This is a genomic window from Acinetobacter sp. AB03 (assembly GCF_058107045.1).
On sequence record NZ_JBUEBA010000039.1, the window covers coordinates 1 to 19,934 of the forward strand.

At 34.6% G+C, this 19,934-nt stretch carries 23 protein-coding genes; 3 read left to right on the forward strand and 20 right to left on the reverse strand.

Features of this window, described 5'->3' with window-relative positions; genetic code table 11:
- From ACY3FQ_RS17455 to ACY3FQ_RS17485, 7 genes are all read right to left on the reverse strand, one after another.
- The coding region (locus tag ACY3FQ_RS17455; protein ID WP_489774543.1) for a nuclease-related domain-containing protein at positions 1 to 368 on the reverse strand (368 nt) is incomplete at its 3' end.
- A gap of 894 nt (positions 369 to 1,262) precedes the next feature.
- On the reverse strand, positions 1,263 to 2,069 hold the full coding sequence (locus tag ACY3FQ_RS17460) for a hypothetical protein (protein WP_010591556.1): 807 nt from the start codon (positions 2,067 to 2,069) through the stop codon (positions 1,263 to 1,265).
- Between the two features lie 228 nt (positions 2,070 to 2,297).
- Entirely contained in the window at positions 2,298 to 3,938 is a 1,641-nt protein-coding gene (locus ACY3FQ_RS17465) for an LPD1 domain-containing protein (protein ID WP_005005743.1), read from the reverse strand.
- Between the two features lie 18 nt (positions 3,939 to 3,956).
- On the reverse strand, positions 3,957 to 4,340 hold the full coding sequence (locus tag ACY3FQ_RS17470) for a hypothetical protein (RefSeq protein ID WP_005005744.1): 384 nt from the start codon (positions 4,338 to 4,340) through the stop codon (positions 3,957 to 3,959).
- A gap of 6 nt (positions 4,341 to 4,346) precedes the next feature.
- Positions 4,347 to 5,114: a hypothetical protein gene (locus ACY3FQ_RS17475; RefSeq protein WP_489774545.1), complete on the reverse strand. Its 768-nt coding sequence runs from the start codon at positions 5,112 to 5,114 to the stop codon at positions 4,347 to 4,349.
- Between the two features lies 1 nt (position 5,115).
- Entirely contained in the window at positions 5,116 to 6,438 is a 1,323-nt protein-coding gene (locus ACY3FQ_RS17480; RefSeq protein ID WP_005005746.1) for a hypothetical protein, read from the reverse strand.
- A gap of 90 nt (positions 6,439 to 6,528) precedes the next feature.
- Positions 6,529 to 7,047, reverse strand: a complete 519-nt coding sequence (locus tag ACY3FQ_RS17485) for a hypothetical protein (RefSeq protein WP_005005747.1) — start codon at positions 7,045 to 7,047, stop codon at positions 6,529 to 6,531.
- Positions 7,048 to 7,121: 74 nt separating this feature from the next.
- Here ACY3FQ_RS17485 and ACY3FQ_RS17490 point away from each other — a divergent pair, with 74 nt between their 5' ends.
- Positions 7,122 to 7,475 carry a hypothetical protein gene (locus ACY3FQ_RS17490; protein WP_005005748.1) on the forward strand — a complete coding sequence of 118 codons (354 nt, stop codon included), beginning with the start codon at positions 7,122 to 7,124 and terminating at the stop codon, positions 7,473 to 7,475.
- A gap of 99 nt (positions 7,476 to 7,574) precedes the next feature.
- On the opposite strand, the gene ACY3FQ_RS17495 is transcribed toward ACY3FQ_RS17490, so the two are convergent.
- On the reverse strand, positions 7,575 to 8,321 hold the full coding sequence (locus ACY3FQ_RS17495; RefSeq protein ID WP_005005749.1) for a hypothetical protein: 747 nt from the start codon (positions 8,319 to 8,321) through the stop codon (positions 7,575 to 7,577).
- Between the two features lie 60 nt (positions 8,322 to 8,381).
- On the opposite strand from ACY3FQ_RS17495, the gene ACY3FQ_RS17500 reads away from it, so the two are divergent.
- Positions 8,382 to 8,744, forward strand: a complete 363-nt coding sequence (locus ACY3FQ_RS17500) for a hypothetical protein (RefSeq protein ID WP_005005750.1) — start codon at positions 8,382 to 8,384, stop codon at positions 8,742 to 8,744.
- 175 nt (positions 8,745 to 8,919) lie between these two features.
- Here the strand turns inward: ACY3FQ_RS17500 and ACY3FQ_RS17505 are convergent, their stop codons facing one another.
- The 6 genes from ACY3FQ_RS17505 to ACY3FQ_RS17530 all read right to left on the reverse strand — a co-directional run bounded on the left by ACY3FQ_RS17505 (position 8,920) and on the right by ACY3FQ_RS17530 (position 12,529).
- Positions 8,920 to 9,219 carry a hypothetical protein gene (locus ACY3FQ_RS17505; protein WP_005005752.1) on the reverse strand — a complete coding sequence of 100 codons (300 nt, stop codon included), beginning with the start codon at positions 9,217 to 9,219 and terminating at the stop codon, positions 8,920 to 8,922.
- Positions 9,220 to 9,406: 187 nt separating this feature from the next.
- Complete coding sequence (locus ACY3FQ_RS17510; protein WP_005005753.1) at positions 9,407 to 10,306, reverse strand: hypothetical protein; 900 nt, start codon at positions 10,304 to 10,306, stop codon at positions 9,407 to 9,409.
- A gap of 15 nt (positions 10,307 to 10,321) precedes the next feature.
- Entirely contained in the window at positions 10,322 to 11,101 is a 780-nt protein-coding gene (locus ACY3FQ_RS17515; RefSeq protein ID WP_005005756.1) for a M48 family metallopeptidase, read from the reverse strand.
- Positions 11,094 to 11,582 carry a hypothetical protein gene (locus ACY3FQ_RS17520; protein ID WP_005005757.1) on the reverse strand — a complete coding sequence of 163 codons (489 nt, stop codon included), beginning with the start codon at positions 11,580 to 11,582 and terminating at the stop codon, positions 11,094 to 11,096. The genes ACY3FQ_RS17515 and ACY3FQ_RS17520 overlap by 8 nt, the downstream gene beginning before the upstream one ends.
- A gap of 9 nt (positions 11,583 to 11,591) precedes the next feature.
- Positions 11,592 to 12,101, reverse strand: a complete 510-nt coding sequence (locus ACY3FQ_RS17525; RefSeq protein WP_005005759.1) for a hypothetical protein — start codon at positions 12,099 to 12,101, stop codon at positions 11,592 to 11,594.
- A gap of 5 nt (positions 12,102 to 12,106) precedes the next feature.
- The gene (locus tag ACY3FQ_RS17530; protein ID WP_065995271.1) at positions 12,107 to 12,529 is read right to left on the reverse strand and encodes a hypothetical protein; all 423 of its coding nucleotides are present in this window, start codon (positions 12,527 to 12,529) and stop codon (positions 12,107 to 12,109) included.
- 164 nt (positions 12,530 to 12,693) lie between these two features.
- Here ACY3FQ_RS17530 and ACY3FQ_RS17535 point away from each other — a divergent pair, with 164 nt between their 5' ends.
- Positions 12,694 to 13,347 carry a hypothetical protein gene (locus ACY3FQ_RS17535; protein WP_005005764.1) on the forward strand — a complete coding sequence of 218 codons (654 nt, stop codon included), beginning with the start codon at positions 12,694 to 12,696 and terminating at the stop codon, positions 13,345 to 13,347.
- Positions 13,348 to 13,412: 65 nt separating this feature from the next.
- On the opposite strand, the gene ACY3FQ_RS17540 is transcribed toward ACY3FQ_RS17535, so the two are convergent.
- From ACY3FQ_RS17540 to ACY3FQ_RS17565, 6 genes are all read right to left on the reverse strand, one after another.
- Positions 13,413 to 13,925, reverse strand: a complete 513-nt coding sequence (locus tag ACY3FQ_RS17540; protein WP_005005767.1) for a hypothetical protein — start codon at positions 13,923 to 13,925, stop codon at positions 13,413 to 13,415.
- Between the two features lie 7 nt (positions 13,926 to 13,932).
- The gene (locus ACY3FQ_RS17545; protein WP_005005771.1) at positions 13,933 to 15,063 is read right to left on the reverse strand and encodes a hypothetical protein; all 1,131 of its coding nucleotides are present in this window, start codon (positions 15,061 to 15,063) and stop codon (positions 13,933 to 13,935) included.
- A 685-nt stretch (positions 15,064 to 15,748) separates the two neighbouring features.
- A complete protein-coding gene (locus ACY3FQ_RS17550; RefSeq protein WP_024160863.1) occupies positions 15,749 to 16,594 on the reverse strand; it encodes a hypothetical protein in 846 nt (281 codons plus the stop codon).
- Positions 16,595 to 16,718: 124 nt separating this feature from the next.
- Entirely contained in the window at positions 16,719 to 17,321 is a 603-nt protein-coding gene (locus ACY3FQ_RS17555) for a hypothetical protein (RefSeq protein WP_005005776.1), read from the reverse strand.
- Complete coding sequence (locus ACY3FQ_RS17560; protein WP_005005779.1) at positions 17,314 to 19,104, reverse strand: hypothetical protein; 1,791 nt, start codon at positions 19,102 to 19,104, stop codon at positions 17,314 to 17,316. Before ACY3FQ_RS17560 ends, ACY3FQ_RS17555 begins: the two co-directional genes overlap by 8 nt.
- 167 nt (positions 19,105 to 19,271) lie before the next feature.
- Positions 19,272 to 19,748: a hypothetical protein gene (locus ACY3FQ_RS17565; RefSeq protein ID WP_005005780.1), complete on the reverse strand. Its 477-nt coding sequence runs from the start codon at positions 19,746 to 19,748 to the stop codon at positions 19,272 to 19,274.
- Positions 19,749 to 19,934 lie beyond the last annotated feature (186 nt).

The following is a 19,934-nucleotide window of genomic DNA, read 5'->3' on the forward strand; positions in this document are numbered from 1 at the left end:
ATTTTTTTTACATTTTTAGCTACAGGGCATGAATCTTGCTCTTTATTACCTACGTACCATTTTCCTGCAACTTTTGTAATTTCCTTACCGTTCCAGTCCTTGAATTCAATGACCAAAATGTTTGCATGAGTAATAATTAGGAGATCATATTCAAATTTCTCAGAACTACCTTTCGCTACTGCTTTTTTTCCATTTTTATGCATAAATTCAAAACCAGCATATGCTCGCCAGTTTTTAGTTTTTTCGCCACGATCAAAGACCTTTTTAATCTTATCAATTGCTTTGAGTTCGTGCTCGTATATACCTGTCTCTGGATATGTAACTTTCATATTAAAAGATTCTTTATTTAAAATGTCTTGCTTTTGCACATACAACAAATAAGCGTCAAAAATGATGCTAAATTTTTATTAACATAAAGTAATGCTATATGTACGGTGTCTTTTAGAAAAAATACTTAGCGTAAGAATTTAGTTTTTTCAGGTTGATGGTTAGTTTGGCCAAATAAGCCCTCCGAAGGTTTTTTATATTCAGTTTAGGATTGTATTTAAAATAAAGTCTGCCAAATATTTTGGTGTAAAACCTGAGTCTTCTAGCACGATCATCATTTAGATGATCTAACTCAATCATTCGTTTAAGCAAAACGTATTTCACTTAACGGTTCATAATGTGACTTATATTACATTTAATTTTTGAGTATTCAAAATTATTTTATTGAATTATAAGAAAAAAACTTAAGGAGTTCCTTAAAATTTGATGACAATGGTCATATCTCTAATCACTAAAAAGACCAAAAATAGATATCTACCCATATCTCTCGGACAAATTAACTCTATTTTATAAAAGTATCAATAAATTCATTAGGTTCATGAACCAAAAATTTATAATTATTTTTTTATTTATATAAGTTATTGAAAATAATAAATAAAATTATTAAAAGTTTTATTAACTAGACTTCAGGTGAACATAAGTTAAAGTTCGAATTAAAATGAATAGGGTAGTCGCAATTTCCAAAAAATGACAGCTCATGTGTCGTTTAGATACTAACAATTTGTTTATTATAACAAATCTTAAGCATGTTAGCTGTCGTCATTCTTTGATACGGTCTACGTACTACCGTACAATCATCAGCTATATTCATGGTGTTACTTTGCATAATTTACATTTTCTGCATTCAAACCAATCAATCCAAAATTACGTGCACGTTCGAGACACATAAGCTGTCATTGACGACACATGTAATGTCACTGGTTGCGTTCGTGCGTCTATTTCCGTTGAACTATGCTATACCTTGAATAGCCAGCTACTCGGTTCACTGAAATACTGACCGACACGTTAGATTTCAGTTTTAAATCAAAATAGCGATCAATCGTCACAATTAGATGTTTTACATAATCAAAAACTACATATGTTAAATCCTTTAAATCATTGTTCTGGTGTGCAACTTCAATAAATTCTGAAAACAACGCTACACCTGTTTCGTTGGCCAGATTCGCTAACTGATTATCCAATCCGGCAATTGCCGTTAATTCTGATGCAATCACCACTTTATGCATTGCTGTTTCCGCTTCAATGCCTTTGTACTCAATCCCCTTGTATATATAGACATCGTTTTCTCGTTTGCCTTGGTTCCAAGGGTTATCCGTACCATCCAGTCTAGGCATGCTGTACGGTCGTTTTAGTTTTGCTGGAGGTGTTTGTTTAGCGGTGACTTCATAAAGGTTAAATACGCAATCTGTGTAGCGTTTAAGGCTATGGTATGTCAAAGCTTGCTGTTTGGCGGTCAACTCCCGTGGTGATACATGATTCACCAAGGTTTTGAACATTTCTAATGATTCTGGTGTGAACGATCCATCTTTTTTTGCATTGTCCATCAGGTCTTTTTTAGCCCATTTATGCTTTAGTTTTTCCGCTTCAGCATCAGATATTTTCTCTCCCCGATACACGTATCCACGCGCTGCGTTTGAATACTCAAAATCTGCTCGTTTTACTGCCTTGTAGACCATTGTTTTTGTCATTTGTTTTGCACCAGTTTTTCCCATAGTTGTGGCGACCGCTTGAGGGCTTAACACGTACCCATTCTTTTTCGCTTCGGTCGTAACACCAAAACTCGTACCCTAAACAACAACGTTTATTCACGACATAGCGGTAGGTGTTGCAGATCGTAAGCATATTCTCAGTGGCGTTAACTTCCCAAGGTTTAAACGCAATAAGCTCTGTTATTGCTTCCCTGTAAAGTCGTGTTGCTTTGGGATTATTGAATAAGATCCGTTCTTTTTTTGAGGTCTTAGTGATTGCATTCATTTCGTCCACGACCTCACTAATGCTTTTAGCCAATCATCCATCAAATCAACTAAAATTGCCCGTTCTCTGCCTGTTGGATATGCGCTTAACTTCATATTCCAACTATTTGCCGACTCTTCTGTGCCGTGCACCAAAAACCCATTTTGTTGATCATTTTCAGCCAGCTTATCCGTCACCCAACATTCAAACAGTCTGGCAAAGATTTCTGTTGGCTGTGACCAATACATTGACCGTGATTGATCTAGGTGCATGGCGTTATTCATAAAGCCCGTACCGCCTTGTCTTTCTTCGTAATCAAGGTATTTGGTTGACTTAAAAGTAAGATAATTAACCAGCTTGATAAACTTATCTGCAGTCTGGCCATCTTTAAGATGTTTGTATGCTGACTCTTGATGATTCTGTACTGAGTAACGCCCTTTACTGGTGTAAAGAAAGTATTCGCTAAAAAAGTTATTATTGAGTCCGTTTCGTTTTGCCAAAACACAATCAAATCCGTGCGCGAACTCATGGGCTAGTGCTCCAACACCTTGCGTCTTGGTCAAATGAATAAGCATATTACCTGGTTCAAAGTGAGCTGCTGCGCTATCAACGCCTGTGCCACGCGAACCGAATGCTATTCCTAGCTTACCGCCTAAAGATGCGAACGTAACGGGTAGACCTAGAAGTTCGACAAGATCCATTAGTGAGTCATACGTGCAATTCAGAAACCATGCACGTTCCTTTTGATTTACCCAATTGCCGAACTCGACTCCAGAAAATTTGAAATAGTCCATAAGCAACTGGCTATCGATGTTTTCACCCTTTCGATGGTCCTTACCCTCGCGCACTTCAACTCTGTCGTAGCGCGGTCTTTTGGGTGGTTTTGCGCGTCCTTTTTTGGGTTCTATGACTCGTTCATCTAAAATTGGCTGAAAAAATGTTTTTACTTTTTCTAGTGCTGCATTGAATGTGTCGTATTCCGTCCAATCATCTAGTGTTTGAAACCGCTTTGCTGAAATGGATTTAACGGCATACCACTTATGTTGACCAGTCTCAGTGTTTAATAATTTTTTGGCACCATAATTATCCGTATCAAGTACACGATCGTCTGGCCATCCTAAAGGGATTAAGTTTTTTAAGCGTAAACGTGTGTCTGAACTAAATGATAGTGGGTGTTTAACTCTGCGATTGGTATGTCGTCCAGCTGAGTAGCGTTCTAAAATATCTTTTTCACTTCGTCCAGCACCAAACTTAACGGTCATGTACGCATTAAAGTCGTCTGTCAGTTGTTCTAAACGTTCGTAGTGTGAGCTTTCATATTTGTTTTTTAAGAAGTGTAGCGTAGCAATGTAGGCATCATCCCATTGCTTTTGACCTATGCTAAACCAACCGCCCCCTAAAGGCTTGTTGGTTAAGTTTGCATAGACCAAAGAAAATAATAGTGCATGTTTTACAGGTTTATGGCCAGATTGGGCATCAGCTCTAAAATCAGGCTTTTGCCAATATTCCTTTTTAGTCACTAGGCTGTCAGACTTAATTCCATTCATGTTGCCTGAGAAGTCTGGTGATGGGTTGTCTTTACGTGCACCAGCAAACTTTTTACCTACATCCGTAATAGGACCATCTTTTTTTTCATTACTATTTATTTCTTCAGTCATAGCTAAACCACATAATTGTTAGTTGCGTATATCGTCCAAGATTTCTGACAGATCAAACAGATTAATATCTTTGAGTTTTGCTTCAGCATTGATGCACTCAAGTAAATTCATAAAACCAACAAAAATAATGTGTGGTATTGGTCTATTGTTGATATGCACGGGTGTTGACCAAGTGCGTACACGCGTTTCGCATATTTCAAGCCCTTGTTCTTCAAAAAGCTTGATCAATGTCGGGATGTCTTTGTCTAGTTGAGTAAGGGCTAATAACGACCGAAATACATCATTTAAGCTAATAGAGTGGTGACGATGGTTCGGATTGTGCTGTTTTCTATTGTCGCCCTGTTGTTGATTAAAGTAATGATGTTTTTCGCGATCTTGAGATGTTCTGTTTAAATATTTCATTTGGTATTAAGCTCCAAAGAGATAGCTGTAAATCAGGTACAAAATAAAAGTTATTGTTAATCCCGACACCAATAGAGAATTGATCGGGTAATTTTCTAAGTTAAAAGGTTTTCTGTGATAGCTCACTCCCCAATCTGAAACAGATCCTCGCTCTACGGCACTATAAAAGTTAGTTTGTGAGGCGTTTAAACGGTTGTTGTCTACTGATATGAATTCCAGTTTGCACAGCAATTCGTCACTCAGGTAGTTAAAGAAAGTCGTTGGTGTACCATTTGATAGGATGTGTATATAACCGACCTGTTTTTGGGTATAACCCATTCGCTCATACGCTTTTTGAAATTCGTGCGTTAAAGTCGCACTAAACTTATCCCCCTTATTTTTGGCAATCAGTTCAATTGGTGGCTCAGCTCCAGCCTGAATAAGCTTGGTGAATTTAGGACTACCACAACCCCAATTTTGAGAGATCCAAACACCGCGTTTTGTGTCGTGAATCAAACAATCAACAATGACCACGGCTGCATCACCGATGTCGCCGTTTTCTTTTTCTGTAAATTCGGTGTTATCAACGTCTTTTCTGAATTCTTCAGGCATTGGCCTTAAAACTTCTAAAAGATTGGTACTGTCACTTTGTACATGACCAGTAGCCAAAATCATCGACTCAATTTTTTTTAGGGCATGTTCAGGTACTATCAATACTGAATGTACACGCTGGTCATACGCATCAGATTGAATGTCTTGAGCTTCGGTATTCTTTTCAATAGTGCTTAATTCCATATTATTTCTCTGCCTGGGCTTTCTGGTATTCAACTGCAGTCTTCATTGAATATTCGGTATCATCTTCGTGCTCTGTACCAACCATGCTTTGCTGACCTTGGTATATACCTTTAACAGCATTGACGAATGCGTTATGCGCCGTAGCGTTGTAATACGTTAAGTTTCCAGCACTGGTCGAATCATTGAATGTCAAAGTATTAGGAACATGCCAAACTGCTGAATAAGCCTTGCCATCGATAACAACAATAGGTTCAAACTCGACCGCTTCACGGTGCTTGGTTTCATTCCATGGTGTATAGAAAACAGTATTGTTTTTGAGGTTGTAGACCTTGAATACGATCTGGCCAAGATTCCGTATTTTGGCCTCTTTGTTGTATGCCTCTAAAACCTTGTCTTTTTGGAAGTCTGTAATTTCAAGCTCAGGGTTCTTCGTAATCACCAGTGTTTCATCAGTCGTTTTAATCTCAGATGGAACGTAGATTTTTGAACCTTTAGGGAAACGTCCTGATTTCTCCAATGCGGATCTAAACTTGTTATTTGCATCCAAGAAGTTGCCAAACTCACTACTGAAGTAGCTGTAAAAATTTGATGCACTGGTGAACATGCCAAACTGATTCACCCGAACAATTTGCTCAGATACAGTGGATGCTAAACTTGCATATGGTTTGCCCGACACATCAATTTCGCGCCATTTGTAGTTACGTACACCTACTTCTTTGTCGCATGCATCATTAAACATAGATGTAGAAACAATATCGCCGTCCAAGCGCTTCACATAAGCAACCGGGTAACTGCGGATAGGTGCCATACGAACAGCTTTGTTTGAATTGGTGTAAAAGCCAGATGACGAAATGATATTTTGTTCAGATGATTTAATTTGATAACTTCGTAATGTATTTAACTGTCGATCAAAGCTATCAATTTCAGATTCATATAAAACATCACCCTCAACAGATGTCGCGATTGAATAAGGGGCATACATCACATCGCCCTGAACTTTATCCATGATCTGCTCAGCTTCAATACGATATAACGGCTGTGAGAACATGCCATTTGATGCCAAAGCTGGTAGATCTCCCCCTACACCAAAATTACACGCTACTTTGTGGCTGGTGGTAGAAAGGCTTGATTGAGGTAATTTGTAGTTAGATGGATTGTAAGTGGTAACACGTTCATCATATTTGCGAACTTGTTCCTCAACTTTCTTTTCAATGGGATCTATTTGTTCTTCTTGAGATGCAGTATCAGTATTTGAAGGCTTTAACTTATCACAACCAAATAGCAAAACTGACAATATCGCTATGGTAAGGGTTTTCTTATTCACTAATTAATGACCTAACTTAAAACTACTAATACCCCACATTATAATTAAAAATAGGTATTAATGAAGTGGTATTTAATAGTTTAAGGACTTTTAAGCGAAAAACCCAATATCATTAATTAGTTTTAACGAACATTCTTTTAATGCAACTTCATAACCGCCGTTATTATTAAATGTAAAAGCAAATGGTAGCATTTTATCAATCGCAAATATCTTCTCTAATAAGTCGTTGTTTTCTGCAGATGGCTTATCCTTTAAGGCATATTGCATGGAAAACTTAGCATTTATACCCGTGCTTTTATATAAAGCATTTATTTGTTCTTTAAGGCTTTTTTCCACTTCTTGCACAGTATTGAAAATAAAATTCTGATTAACAGTGAATTTATCAGTTTTCAAAGATCCAAAGGTCCACGCCAGACTCTCCGAAACCACATACCCTAGAACAGTCTGCAATTCTTCATCTTCAAATTTGTGATAATGAACGTATGATTTAGTTTTACCGTTAAAATATAAAATAGAAATGGAGAACAACACCTCTTTGTGAGCATATTTAAAAGGTACTTTAACAAGACTATAAAAGTTTAAGAGCTCAACGTTGGAGGCTTTAGACATATTTTTTAAAAAAATTTTAAAGACATTAAAGTGATTATACTAAAAATATCAAAGAAATGTTAAAGGGTTTTAAAATGGATACAGTTGTTCTAAAAAATAGTTTAATTGCTAGTTTAGTTTTTGTATGTGTGTTCCTGGTGTTCCAAAACATCGACCATAGAGTTTCTGAACGTATACAGCTTGAGTCAACCAGTGCAGCATTCGAGTCGCTTGATAAAGACTTTTCTGCGATCAAAAGAAATGTGGATACTGAATTCAATAAGCTCCCGAAGTACGTGAAGCCAAGCAAAGAGCAATCGATCAATGATGCATTGGAATTCATTAAATTCTCGAAACAGACCTTTACTGACACAATGGCCCAAAATGAAGAACTTTTAGCAGAAGTTAAGGGTTTTGAGAAAAAGGCAAATGATGTTTTAGAAAAATAATAGTTATTTTAAAAAGAAAAATGGGAAGCTATAAGCCTCCCATTCTTTTAATGTCGTAAGAAACATTTAAATTTTGTTCTTAAAAGTATTATAGTAAAACTAATAATTTATGCAAATACTTTTAACAGAAATATCTAAAAGGTCTTTAACACTCAACGAATCCGAATAACTTAGACAGTGTGAATAAATTGTTAAAGTAGTCGAGTGTATATGTAAAACATTGGTATACCCATTAGAGATATGCGAATTATTATATATGTAAAACCTAACATACTTTTTAGTCGTATCTTGCGTAAAACTTACCAGATAATCTTTTGTGTTTTCATTTATGTTATCTTCGTATTGCTCTGTTATGCTCAGGATCTCTTTGCTGTTCAGCCAATAACTGCCTGTTTTATCTTGTTTAATCTGTTCCAAAATCAAATTATTTAATGACTGGTACTCTTTCGTTATTGCTTTGGCATATCGTTTTGATGACTGATGTTCTTTCCAGTCAATTTTTGCTTTCTTAAACAGTTTGAAAGCTGTAACCGCGCACAATATAGCTGAGATGGTACATAATATTATTCTACTACTATCACCTATAATGCCAATCATTCCTAAATGCACATCTTTTGAGAATAAACCGTTCAAAGATAGGTATACGCCAAAGATACAAAAACTTAACGCAAAAACCACAACTAAAATTAAAGTTGCTCTAATTAAAAGCTCATTAAAAGTAATTTTTCTTAAACTTTTGGTATAAAGCTTAATCTTATCTTTTTCAGATTTTAACATTTTAGCCAAGAACTTATGTTCTCTTTTTCCTCTGCTAAAAGGTGGTGTTACAGCATCTTTAAAAGTCATGTATAATCAAAAGTATTTTAACGTTCCATTAAATATACACTACACCTGGGCCTATTTAAAATGAAACATTATAGAATTATCGCTATTTTAATACCTTTAATATTTTCAGGTTGTGCAGCAAGCCACTCAGACAAAGAGCTTGTTGACTCTTATTACAATGACCAACAAAAAACAATAGAAAGCGATGTAGATCAACTCGTTAATTCCTACTCCGCTAAAGTCGTTACTCAGTACTACCCTGAACCATACTTCAATCCAACCAAGCCAATACCGCATTATTACGCTTTAAAGCTTGATGAAATGGGTATCCCTTACCCAAAAGAGCTTGTATACGACAATGCCGACTATAATTTTTATAAAGAGCAGGCTAAGTTTAATGCAAACAATAATGACGTAATTGATACAGATCACCACGATCACTAAAACTTTTTTATCGTAGGTGTTTTGTTGAGGGGCGTTTCTTGCCGAAACCTTTCTTAACCCCTTAGTGTATGAGGGTAAAAGATTCATACTATATTTTAGAAAATACACTTGATGGAGATAAAGACCAAAAAATCAAAGTGTTGAGAGTAAGCCAGTATGATACTTTTTATTACCCTCATACATTATCTTCTGAACTATCTTCACTCCTTTTTTGATTGGCTTCTTTGATAACATTTTCAATAAAACAGATAACTAAATTTAAAGCGATTAAAAATAATACGATATAGCCAATAGTTTTTAGAGTTAGTACAAAGTTATTGAATACATAAGTTGATGCTTTTCCTATTCCTATATAAACCACATAACATGCAAATATAACCAATGCTATTGCACTAATTGAAATTATTGCAAGTCCAGTATTTTTTAAAAATGAGCGCAATAAGTATTTATCGAATTTAGAATTATTCATAGCCATATACTATCCTTCATAAAAATTTCATTTTCTAACATTGAACGAAGCGCAACTATTGCTGCACCACCGCCAACAATAATTATGATAAAGCCGAATAAAAAATTGAGATTCATGTTTGCAGCTATGTTTAATTATTTAGATTTAAGCAACTTAATTAGTAGCATTACAATAGTTATTGTACGAGAGTACTTTACTCTCGTACACTTAGAAGATAAGCATCTGGATTCGTTTTTAATTCTTTATCTAACATTATTAGCTTATTCAACATATCTTGGTTTGTCGTCTTGGGAATGATCCAACCGCCAAAACTAATATTGTTTAATTTGATGTTAGGTAGTGGATCTTGTCTATTTTGTTCCAGTAACCAAAGATAGTTTTCACTACAAACAAATAAGACTTTTAATTCCTGATCAATGCGCCGTAAATCACAATATCTGAATAGGTTTACGTTACCTGGTGCTTCAGCATTGATAATTGGTTTTTTTCTTGTTTTTTCACCATGTAACTTAAAGTATTTAACACAACTTTCAATGTCACTTTTTAAATTGATTGGTGCAGTTTCTATTGGTGCCTCTGATAATTGTTCTTCAGCATATTCAAAATAGATCCAACATACATCTTGGTCTTTTAGCTTTTCAAAAAGCCAATCTGGAACGTCATGCAATTTTTGTTTTAGTACAAATGGTTTTCCTACATTCGTAATCTTGACGCTTCTTTTCTTGTACGTGTCCAGCTCCCCTATCTTCTTCACGCCACTTTTATATAAATAACGGTTTTTGAGAACTACTTTACTCTTTTTTACCTCTTTTTCAGGTTTAGGATCAGTACTGGATTTTTCAGGCTCAACATTCAAACAAAAGTAATCTATTCCTTTGGTAAACAATTGAAACTTCCCCTCCTTTTCAATTAAGGCAAAATTCCCTCTGATTTCAGCACCTACTATATCTTTAGATATTAGAAATCGATCATCAACGGTTTGTTCATTTAAGAGCAGTAAAGCCGATTTAAAATCTACTTTGTGTTCTGGTATTACAACATAACCGTGGTCAAACAACTTTTTGCTCACTCGGATAACTGTGTAAATATCCATAACCAGCTCCTTATATTATTTCCTGTAATTTTGGTTGATGTATTCTTGGATCGCTACAATTCTTTTTTCTGAAGTAGGATGCGTTGATAAGAAATCAATTTTAGTGCCCTGTTTTTCTTGGGCTACTACTTTATTCCAAAAGCTGACTGCGCCCTGTGGGTTGTAACCAGCACGAACCATAATATCAACACCTAGAAGATCCGCTTCACTTTCAAGTTTGCGCGAACCAGGTAAGTTAACCCCATAATCGCCTAGTAAACTTGTGCCAGATACAACCATGTCACCAAGACCAGCCGAACTAGCTGCAAGCACACCTAAACCAGTTAAAAGCTTTTTACTTACCTTTTCACGCCCATGATCACGTAAAGCATGTGCAATTTCGTGGCCGATCAGTGCAGCCAATTCATCATCAGTTGCATTAATTTTTGTGATAGAACCAGTCAACACACCGATCTTGCCTCCAGATAGACAAAACGCGTTGATTTCATTATCTCGGATTGTATTAACTTCCCAATTCCAATTTGCTGCGTCAGCTCGATAATGTGGAACTTGTGCGATAAGACGTTTTGCTACTCTATTTACTTGAGCGTTATTCACAATCAATCCACGCTGTTTAGCAGTCGTGATGATGTTGTTGTAAGACTGAGTACTTTGCTGAAGATATTCTTTTTCAGAATACAACATGATTTGTTTGCGTTTAGAACCCATTCCATCAATAGTACTAGATACGCAACCAGTTAAAAGAGATCCGGCAACAGCCAAAACACACAAAGATTTCATCTTAAAATCAAACATTTTGTTTTCCTTTATGTTTAAAAACATTTAACAAGTTAAAACTGCGCTTATTAAGCTTGTTTTTATCTTCCAAATCAGTAATACATTTAAACTCTTTTAAGATGTTTTTGTAATGCTCTTTTTGTTCATTTTCTGACTTATTAAAACCTTTCAAAGCTAACTGTTCAATAGTTTTAGGGCTGAATAATTTCAGAAGAACTATATTTAATATTAAAGTACCAGCCAGTAAGCCCAACGCATAAAGCTGAACAACTGAAGTACTGTATTTAGGTTCCATCGGACCAAGTGAACCAAAGCATATAAAGCTAAATACAGATAAAGTAACTGCAGCTATAAAACTAGATACCGTAACTCTAATCTTGAACTTATATCGTGCAATTAAAGCGACAATTAAAAAACCAAAAAGTATGGTACCAATTGCCGTAGCCATTATGACTAAAAAGAGCCCAGGGTTTGTGTTTGATGGATCTAACATTTCCATAGAATATCCTTAAATAAAACCCTTACTTTCTAATAGGGTGAAACGATCTTTAAACAGTACAAAGAATGTTTTTTTAACGCTTTCGTACTGGTGTTTGATAATGTCTAAAGCACTATCATATGCACCTAGTTTCACGTAATTAACAAAATTGGCATGATCAAAACCTTTAAGTTTGTGACGTTTAATAAAGCCCTTAAAGTCTTGCTCTTTTTCTTTAAATTGATTCTCAAATTCAAAGAAAAGTTTGCCTAATTTCATGCTGTATAGTTTTAAATTGACAATAAATTCGACTAAAGGTGTTTCATTTCCTCTAATCGTAACCAGCATGTCTTTATCTTTTGTGATTTCGAGCGATGGTAAAAAATTAGAAAAATTAACCAGTAGATCACTTAATAAAACTTGTTTATTAAAGTATGTGACCAAAACAGGTGCGCTATCTGGCACATACGCTTTGATACGTTCAAATTTACTTAAAGCTTCTGGAGAAGCATGACCACTAAGGGCTAATTTCACTAACATATAATTCACTCGACATCTAATTCATTTTTTAAAACCAATTTGTATTTTGGATGAACCCCAAGTCTAAGTTGAAGTAATGTCCACGCTTGCTTTGTTATTAACTTTTCGCCACTTTCAAAGTTTGACCACTGTATATTGTTGTACAATCCTGTGTGACTAGACATTTTGGTTTTACTTAAACCACTCCAGACTCTTAGTTGTTTTCCTAAGACTGGTATTGGAACCAGCATTAAACCATTGTCCTCTTGTTCCTTTAAAATCTTTAAAGCTGCCTTTTTACCTACTAATTGACCGCCATCTTCACAAATATAAGTAATACGAGCTGTATATTGTTCAGAGTTTAAGCACTCTTCTAACAATGCTAGAACTTCATCCTGAGGATTCGTTAAACCCCCTCCAACCGTATCGCCTGTATCAGTTTTAATCACGAGTTATACCTTTTAAGATAGATATTCTTATAGTATATACGAAAAACATTTAAAAGATTTTTTTAAAAAAACAAAATGTTCATTTTTTGTATTTTAGCTAAAACCACTTATAATATGATTATTGGTATTAACCAAAGTTTAAAACATATTGAAAGGTGTTTAAAATGACTAACTCTAAAACTAACGCTAAAACCAAAGAGAACCGCTTAAACCAAAATGGCAGTTTAAGCAAAACCGACCAACGCAAGCTTAAACCTATTTCTTTTTGCTTATTAGATACAGAACAAGTGACAATGCTGGAGAAAATTGAAAAGTTTCAATATGGCAATTTCTTTAAAAACATTATAGCTTCTATGACTGATGAAGAAGTTGAACAGATCGCGAATAGCAACAAGAAAAGCGATCCAATCATTCCTCAAAAATTACTAGATCTAAACATCACAAAAGGTTTCTTATCTTGTCGTTCAATTGCAAAGGTGCTTTTTAAACACAATAAAGTTGAATCTATGCTGCATGAGCTACGTAACTTTATCTCTGACGAATTCATTTTAAAGTTAGCTGAAGACCGCAACTTAACACTATCTATAAGCGACTCAGAAGTCGATTCTAATACCTCTTCAGGTATGTTTGATGATCGCTATGCGATGGCTGATACTGGCTATAAGAGCCGTACAACACCTGTTTTCAATCAGCAAAATATTGAATCTATAAAATCCATTGTTCGTGAACATGAGAAGCTTCCAAAACATGTCGAATTAGACAATGATTTCATTGAACAGTTTATGAATGACAATCCTGAAGTATTCGCAAAATTATAAAAACACAAACAAAAAAAACCATCTAATTTTTAGATGGTTTTTTTATGTCTTAATTATTTCTAGAATCAGCTATAAAGCTTCGCTGGCTCGTCTGCAACTGGTATCACTGGCTGTACTTCTTGCATAAGAATTTTAGTCACTTCATCCAGTGGTGCAATGTTGGAAGGTAAAAACTCTATTGCTTCAGGAAATTGTGATTTAAGGTAAGCATCTATGGCTTTGTGAATAGCTCGGTACCATTCTCGCGATTCGCTCTCTAAATTAAACATGCTTGAAATTGAAGCTTCTAGATCCGCAATATATTTACTTGGTAGTAAAGCTTTACGCTCCATATAAGCTTGATGTGCCATAGCAAGCCAGATAAAGCGATTTAATTCCTTACTACTTCCCTCTACGCTATTATCTTTAAAGTTCAACGTTCTAAATTTGCAAATGTGAAAATGTTGCTCACTAAAATATTTAAAGAAATCTTCATACTCAATTACAGAAATGGATTTTTGTAGCACCAATGGTATATCTAATGCGAGATCCACTTCGACTTTACGTGTACCAATGCCATTTTTAATAACAAATTTCATATTCACCTCAAAATAAATTAAATTGTTTAAAGGTGTCTTTATCATTAAAAGTAACCAGGTGATGCGATTCAATTAACGATTTAAGGTCCTTAGCCTGAGCAACTGGCTGTATTTCAATGCTGGCGATTTGTGCAGCTTCATGAATTAACCCTATGATTTGAGCACGGCTTTCTAAATATGCAGATAGATCGCGAGTTTCTTTGAATGAAGAAATGACAAAGTTAATATTCTTTTCTAAATTCTCACTCAAACTGCTTAGTGTTTGGTTAATTGGTGCATACTTTTCTATATGCTCTAAGACTGTTGCATGATCTAGAAAAAAACTAACTTCCAGCAATAATGAATTGTAAAAATCAATAAAGTTCGTTTCTTTTTCAAAGATGAAAATTTCTTGGCCATCTTCGTCATTAGGTATCTCAATTGAACCTTTTGAGATCTCAAAACTTTCATCCCCCAACAATGTATGCAGAATTCGGCCTAAGTGTTCTGCATGTGGTTTGCTGTTAGTAAAGTTGATTTTCAAGTTTTCATTTGAATCAGCAATACGGACTAAAATATAGTTTGTTGTGTGAAATAATTCATCTGCATTGTCAGTAAAATTTAACATTGAAATCTGATTATCTGTTCCAGCATCAGAATCAAGTTGCTTATCCAAAAATTCATGGTTATCAATAAAAAGCTTAGCTACACCGTTTGTAATAATGCTTTCGTATTCACCAAAGTTTTGTGCAAGGTATTCGCTCATTAAATTTGGCAGAACTTCTAATAAACTTTTTTTAAGATCCGATAATTCAATAGCAGAATTGAATAACGAATCTGGCACAAGGTTCTCTACCTCTTCATCAAGTGCTTCATCGTTTGGTGACAACCCTTTTTGCTGTGCAATTGCATTACGGAAGGAAGCCATAATTGAGATTGTCAAAATTGAAAGTGTTACCGTTTTAACCCATTCACTTTTCACATCGTTAGGCACGTAAAAAGCGCAATTACTAACCCACTGGTGGTTATGATTAAGAATCCGCTTTAAAGGGGTTTTAGTGGCTGGAAAAATTTCAAAGACAGTATTTAAGATTGGGTTTTTACCCAATTTGATGCTTTTATTATTACCGTAAAAATAGATGCTGCGAATATCAGACATAATATACTTTCTTAAACTTAACGTTGGTTACATATTATCACTGATTTAGTTTTAAAAAATATTTTTTAAAACTATTAATTTTATTTTTTTGTGTTTTAATTCTGCCCTTGTTTACTGCTTTTAAAACCCAAAAAAACAGGTAACTTTTGCTTAGGCTACGGTGGGAACTTGGTATTACAGTGTTATTTGGTAGCTAAAAAATTAAACATTGATAAACTATTGATAGTAAAAGAGATAAGGAATAGATAGATTTCTTTGCGTGTAGGGATATACTTTTCATCAAACATTTTGTTTATCGCATACAGAAGTGAAGAAAAACATAAAATGAATATGATGATTTGCAATATATATGATGGAGTATTGAGGGTTTCTGGTAGATATTTAATCTTGTATATCGTTGTATTTAAAAACATTTCAAACACAAAGAATACAACTACAAAGATGTAGCAAATATTGAAAATGGCAACTAAGTTGTATGCCGATTTGAGTACCAGGCCTGTCATCGATTGTTCACTTGAATCAATCTCACCCGTTTTTGGAATTTTAAAAAGCACAACGCATTCCAGTTTTAAGAGTGTATCTATTATACTTTTAGAATACCTTTTATCAACTATAAAACTTTGTTATTAAAATAAAAAAATGGCCTTTTAAGACCATTTTAAAACACCCTACCCTCCTTTTAAGACTAGCCGTTGTGCTTATCTTTAGAATCACGGTAAGTAGAGATATGGTAGAAGAAAAAGCACGATAAAAGTGAGAAAAGCACCACCCCGAACGTGTTCCAAAATCTGCTATTTGATAGTTCAGAAATACGTTTATTGATTTCTGAGATAACACATGGATTCGCTTTTGCAACTTCAACATTTACATTGCAGACTTCAGCATATTGGAATAGGAATGTTTTATGGCCAATATCATACATTTCTTGGATCTGGTTAATATTGGTCGTATTCAGAAGAACCATAACAAGAGAGATCAGTGCTACAAATATAGAGATAACAAGAAAGCACTTCACAATGATTTCACGAGCCACATCATCAACACCACTTAAATATCTTTCGAGCAATATATTTAGCTTAGTTCGACCATCAAGGATAATGTTATAGTCATGTTTTACTTCATTATTTCCTGTATGGTTTTGATTTGTTGGTTCAACAGGAATGTCAGATAATTCGGCTGGTAAAGTGACTGCAATTACATCTTTTTGTTCTTCAGGTGCTAAACTTTTATTGCTGCTGTTTGATACAAAATCTTTTAATAAGGGTACTGGCTCACTTTTAAGGTGTTCTGTTTTTACAACCTCGTGAGCCGACTCATTTGCATCGAATAAGATCTTGTCTGTTCTTTCTGGATGCTTGAGATGTATATATTGATAAATAAAATAATTGATCTTTTGCTGTAAGACCGGGCTTTTATCAACTTCACTTTCCACATCTGCACCAAAAGTCTCAGTTATAGATGATTTTAATTCTTGTACTTCGGATTGATTCAGCAATTGATATAGTTCATATATTGTTTTAGAACTGATCATGATAAAACCCACATTAATATTCATTAAACTGTTAGTAGTATATAGAATGTGGTTTTAAAATAAATAGGTATGTTTTAAGAATAAAAAAACCGCCTTTTAAGGACGGTTTTAAAAGGGGGTTTAATTAGTATAAACAGTTGCCGTTTGCACCAATAGAGCGTCCATTCTGGCTTAAATACCGTTGTACGGTGTTAGCAACATCTCTTGGGAGTTGATTATTCACTTTTTGTATAACATCGACTTTGTATTTATTCTGACAACTCACAATACCAGCCAACATGTTATTGATCAGTGATGTATTGTCTTTACCATCCAATTTACGTGTTTCTTCGTTTATCACTATGAATTGAACAATATTTAGATAGTTATTCGTGAGGTTGTCACCACTTTTTGATGACTTGTTTAGATTCTCAATGGTCGAATTCAAGTTATTCATTCGTGCTTCAAGGCCAGAATCACCAGTGACATTTGCATTATTGTTTTGGTAACGCGTAGCTGTGGTGTTCCGATTAGAATTATATTGTCTTTGCTGTATCGGCTGTTGCTGAACCTGAACTGGTGCTTGCTGTTGAATTTGACCAGGTGCTTGCTGTTGTTGAGCTGGCACTTGCTGAGTTGAATCTTCATTTGAAGTTGCTTTTTTATACCAATCACTAAAATCGGCATTTGCACTACTACTCAATATAGTAGCCGTAAAAATTGCACATAAATAAAGTTTATTATTCATTGTCTGAACTCTCTTTACCGTTGTAGTTCGCTGGACTAATAGCTTTTAAACTGAACTCATTTGCAAGTTTCCACAACCGCATAAATGTCTTTTGCTTTTCTTGTACCCAATAGTCCTTATCTTTTTTTAGAAGATTCTTTAATACATCTGAGTTCAAGTGGAAATTATCATCAAAAAAATGTTCAAACAGGAGTTCTGTTAAATAGTTTTGAGTTAACGTTTTTTTATTTTCATTACCCGTACCAAAGAATATTTGGCAAAGCTTTGTGCTTTCACACACGAGATCTATGTATTTTTTCTCGTCTGCATTTCGCTGGTGGCGCAAATGAGGATGTGTAATAAAAATAGAATTACGTATGAAAGCATAATCAATAATTACAGTAGCTTCCGTTTTCTTTGAAATGTACTCAGCGTTTGTAAGAATTTCACAAGTGGTAACATCAACTTTGTCGCGAATATTAATGAATTCGCTTGAGAAAGTAGATGCACTTTTGTTTTCGATCTCAACTTTCTTATCACGATTTCTCAGATAAAGTAAATTATCTGCTTGCTTCATATCGTTTAGGAATCTTTCAAAGAAGTGATTACTTTTATATAGATCTTCTAGAGCTCGCGTAACATAAGACGCAACCAAATTAAGATTTTTAGCTAAATATGATGGTCCATTCTTAGTTGTATAAGCAGCTAAACGATCCTTAACAAGTTCTATTACTTTTTCAGGTTCACCATTATTCAATCGAATTGCTGAAGTGAAGAGCGCATTACTGATTTTAAGCTCATTGCCCTGTTCATCCTGAACCTTTGCACACATTTCATTTAATGTATTAAGCGCTTTACGATAGTTGGACTTCAACTGAATCTGAAAACGATAATTGCAAAAATTGTCACGATCTGGTGTACGCTTATTGCATGGTTCATACTTAACAGAAATAAATAATTCAATAGATGGATTGTTATTCAGTCTTTCTAATGAAACAAGAAGTCGTTTACGGTAAAAATCACTTGCTTTGTATTTAAATTCTACTGAAAACTCGGTTAATGCTTTGAAGTCAATGTAAGGAATAACCACTTCGCCACGAAACTCATTGATCTTCATCAAGTTATACATATAAAGATCAAAACGGTCCTTAAATCCAAGAACCGTTAAAGTGTCGAGAACTGTGTAGCGCCCCTTTTTATCAAAATCTAATTCAGATAGATTGGCAATCAACGTTTCTTCAAGCTGATAGCAAATAAACGCATTGTTATCTAATTCAAAATAGCCCGTACTGGCAAACATTCTTTTATGAGTTACGCTGTCTACGTCATTTCTTGAAAATGGTTCGCTGTCCATTTGGCGTAAAGAGCTCATTGGTAGCATCACTTTACCAACACTATTTAGCGTATTCCATGCCAAAGATTTGATACGGCCATTGCTAAGGTAATTAGCTTTATTTTTGAATAAAAGAATTTGACGGATGTATTCAAAATTCAGAACAAAGTTGTTCGCTAGTTGTAATGCTTCAATTTGGGATAATTCAGGTTTTTCAGCGATAACGCGCTGCAGCTGATGTGCATACTTATTTTTGGCATTCACCAACATTAAGTAAAAAATGAATTGATCAACAACTGGAATATCTAGATAACATTCGACTATGAAATTACTGATTTTGTTGCCGTAACCCAAGAGATCCATGGTTTTTGTTTCGGCATTAATAATTGAGTCTTTGATTGACTGCGATAGTCCAAAAATTTCATCTTCTGAAATTCCTTTACTTATGCAGACTTGTGAAGAATCTTGCATAACTGCTCCACTTTAGACAACGTACAACGTACATTGCCTGAGATTGAATTAAAAAATAAAAATAAAAATATATTTGCAACCCAACTAACGTTGTAGTCTTTTCGCTTTAAAGCTGTGTATATACTAACTAAATTTTAGACAATAAAAAAGCCTCGTCAGAGGCTTAATTACGCAATTAACATTATTTGTTGACCGATCTGCGGTAACTCTAGTTTAGAAGTAGTGAACCTGTATGGTAGCTTCTCATATATGCTTTTAAAACTAAGAGAATTTCTAAAAAAATCAAAGCTTTTAGTGAGTTTAAAAGTAATATCGCCACTTGATAAGATTTGAATTTCGTCAATCATAGGTGCTGCAGCTTGCTTCGCATCTGTATCAATCATAAATGATAAATCACAAGCTTCACGCATGATCTGGTTGATAGTTTTCTTATTAAAATCTAGACCTGTAACGTGGTTAACTTTTTCAGCTGATACAACGTATCTACCGTCTTCTGCAGAATAAAATGCATTTAAATTATCAACTAGAATAAGCAATTCGGCAGATAAAACACCTTTTAGCAAAATATCAGACGAGCCAGAGCTAAACACATTGAAGTCAATGAGTATTTTTTGATGTCTAAGACTAAATGATTGATATTGCATATCTCGAATTCCCATAGGCATTCTGAGTAGACATTATAGCATCAATTCGTTAATTAGACTACGATTAAAAGCATTTTTAACAGTAATTTCTTAATAAATAAGACTATGAAAAACAGTGCCTTATATGAGTAATATTCACAATTACAATGTAAGTTAACCAATGTAATACTTGATCAAATAAATATG

Coding starts and splice junctions, on each gene's coding strand:
- ACY3FQ_RS17465 (WP_005005743.1), bottom strand. CDS start 3,938: ATGACTGAAGAAATAAATAGTAATGAAAAAAAAGATGGTCCTATTACG.
- ACY3FQ_RS17470 (WP_005005744.1), bottom strand. CDS start 4,340: ATGAAATATTTAAACAGAACATCTCAAGATCGCGAAAAACATCATTAC.
- ACY3FQ_RS17475 (WP_489774545.1), bottom strand. CDS start 5,114: ATGGAATTAAGCACTATTGAAAAGAATACCGAAGCTCAAGACATTCAA.
- ACY3FQ_RS17485 (WP_005005747.1), bottom strand. CDS start 7,047: ATGTCTAAAGCCTCCAACGTTGAGCTCTTAAACTTTTATAGTCTTGTT.
- ACY3FQ_RS17490 (WP_005005748.1), top strand. CDS start 7,122: ATGGATACAGTTGTTCTAAAAAATAGTTTAATTGCTAGTTTAGTTTTT.
- ACY3FQ_RS17495 (WP_005005749.1), bottom strand. CDS start 8,321: ATGACTTTTAAAGATGCTGTAACACCACCTTTTAGCAGAGGAAAAAGA.
- ACY3FQ_RS17500 (WP_005005750.1), top strand. CDS start 8,382: ATGAAACATTATAGAATTATCGCTATTTTAATACCTTTAATATTTTCA.
- ACY3FQ_RS17505 (WP_005005752.1), bottom strand. CDS start 9,219: ATGGCTATGAATAATTCTAAATTCGATAAATACTTATTGCGCTCATTT.
- ACY3FQ_RS17510 (WP_005005753.1), bottom strand. CDS start 10,306: ATGGATATTTACACAGTTATCCGAGTGAGCAAAAAGTTGTTTGACCAC.
- ACY3FQ_RS17515 (WP_005005756.1), bottom strand. CDS start 11,101: ATGTTTGATTTTAAGATGAAATCTTTGTGTGTTTTGGCTGTTGCCGGA.
- ACY3FQ_RS17520 (WP_005005757.1), bottom strand. CDS start 11,582: ATGGAAATGTTAGATCCATCAAACACAAACCCTGGGCTCTTTTTAGTC.
- ACY3FQ_RS17525 (WP_005005759.1), bottom strand. CDS start 12,101: ATGTTAGTGAAATTAGCCCTTAGTGGTCATGCTTCTCCAGAAGCTTTA.
- ACY3FQ_RS17535 (WP_005005764.1), top strand. CDS start 12,694: ATGACTAACTCTAAAACTAACGCTAAAACCAAAGAGAACCGCTTAAAC.
- ACY3FQ_RS17540 (WP_005005767.1), bottom strand. CDS start 13,925: ATGAAATTTGTTATTAAAAATGGCATTGGTACACGTAAAGTCGAAGTG.
- ACY3FQ_RS17545 (WP_005005771.1), bottom strand. CDS start 15,063: ATGTCTGATATTCGCAGCATCTATTTTTACGGTAATAATAAAAGCATC.
- ACY3FQ_RS17550 (WP_024160863.1), bottom strand. CDS start 16,594: ATGATCAGTTCTAAAACAATATATGAACTATATCAATTGCTGAATCAA.
- ACY3FQ_RS17555 (WP_005005776.1), bottom strand. CDS start 17,321: ATGAATAATAAACTTTATTTATGTGCAATTTTTACGGCTACTATATTG.
- ACY3FQ_RS17560 (WP_005005779.1), bottom strand. CDS start 19,104: ATGCAAGATTCTTCACAAGTCTGCATAAGTAAAGGAATTTCAGAAGAT.
- ACY3FQ_RS17565 (WP_005005780.1), bottom strand. CDS start 19,748: ATGCAATATCAATCATTTAGTCTTAGACATCAAAAAATACTCATTGAC.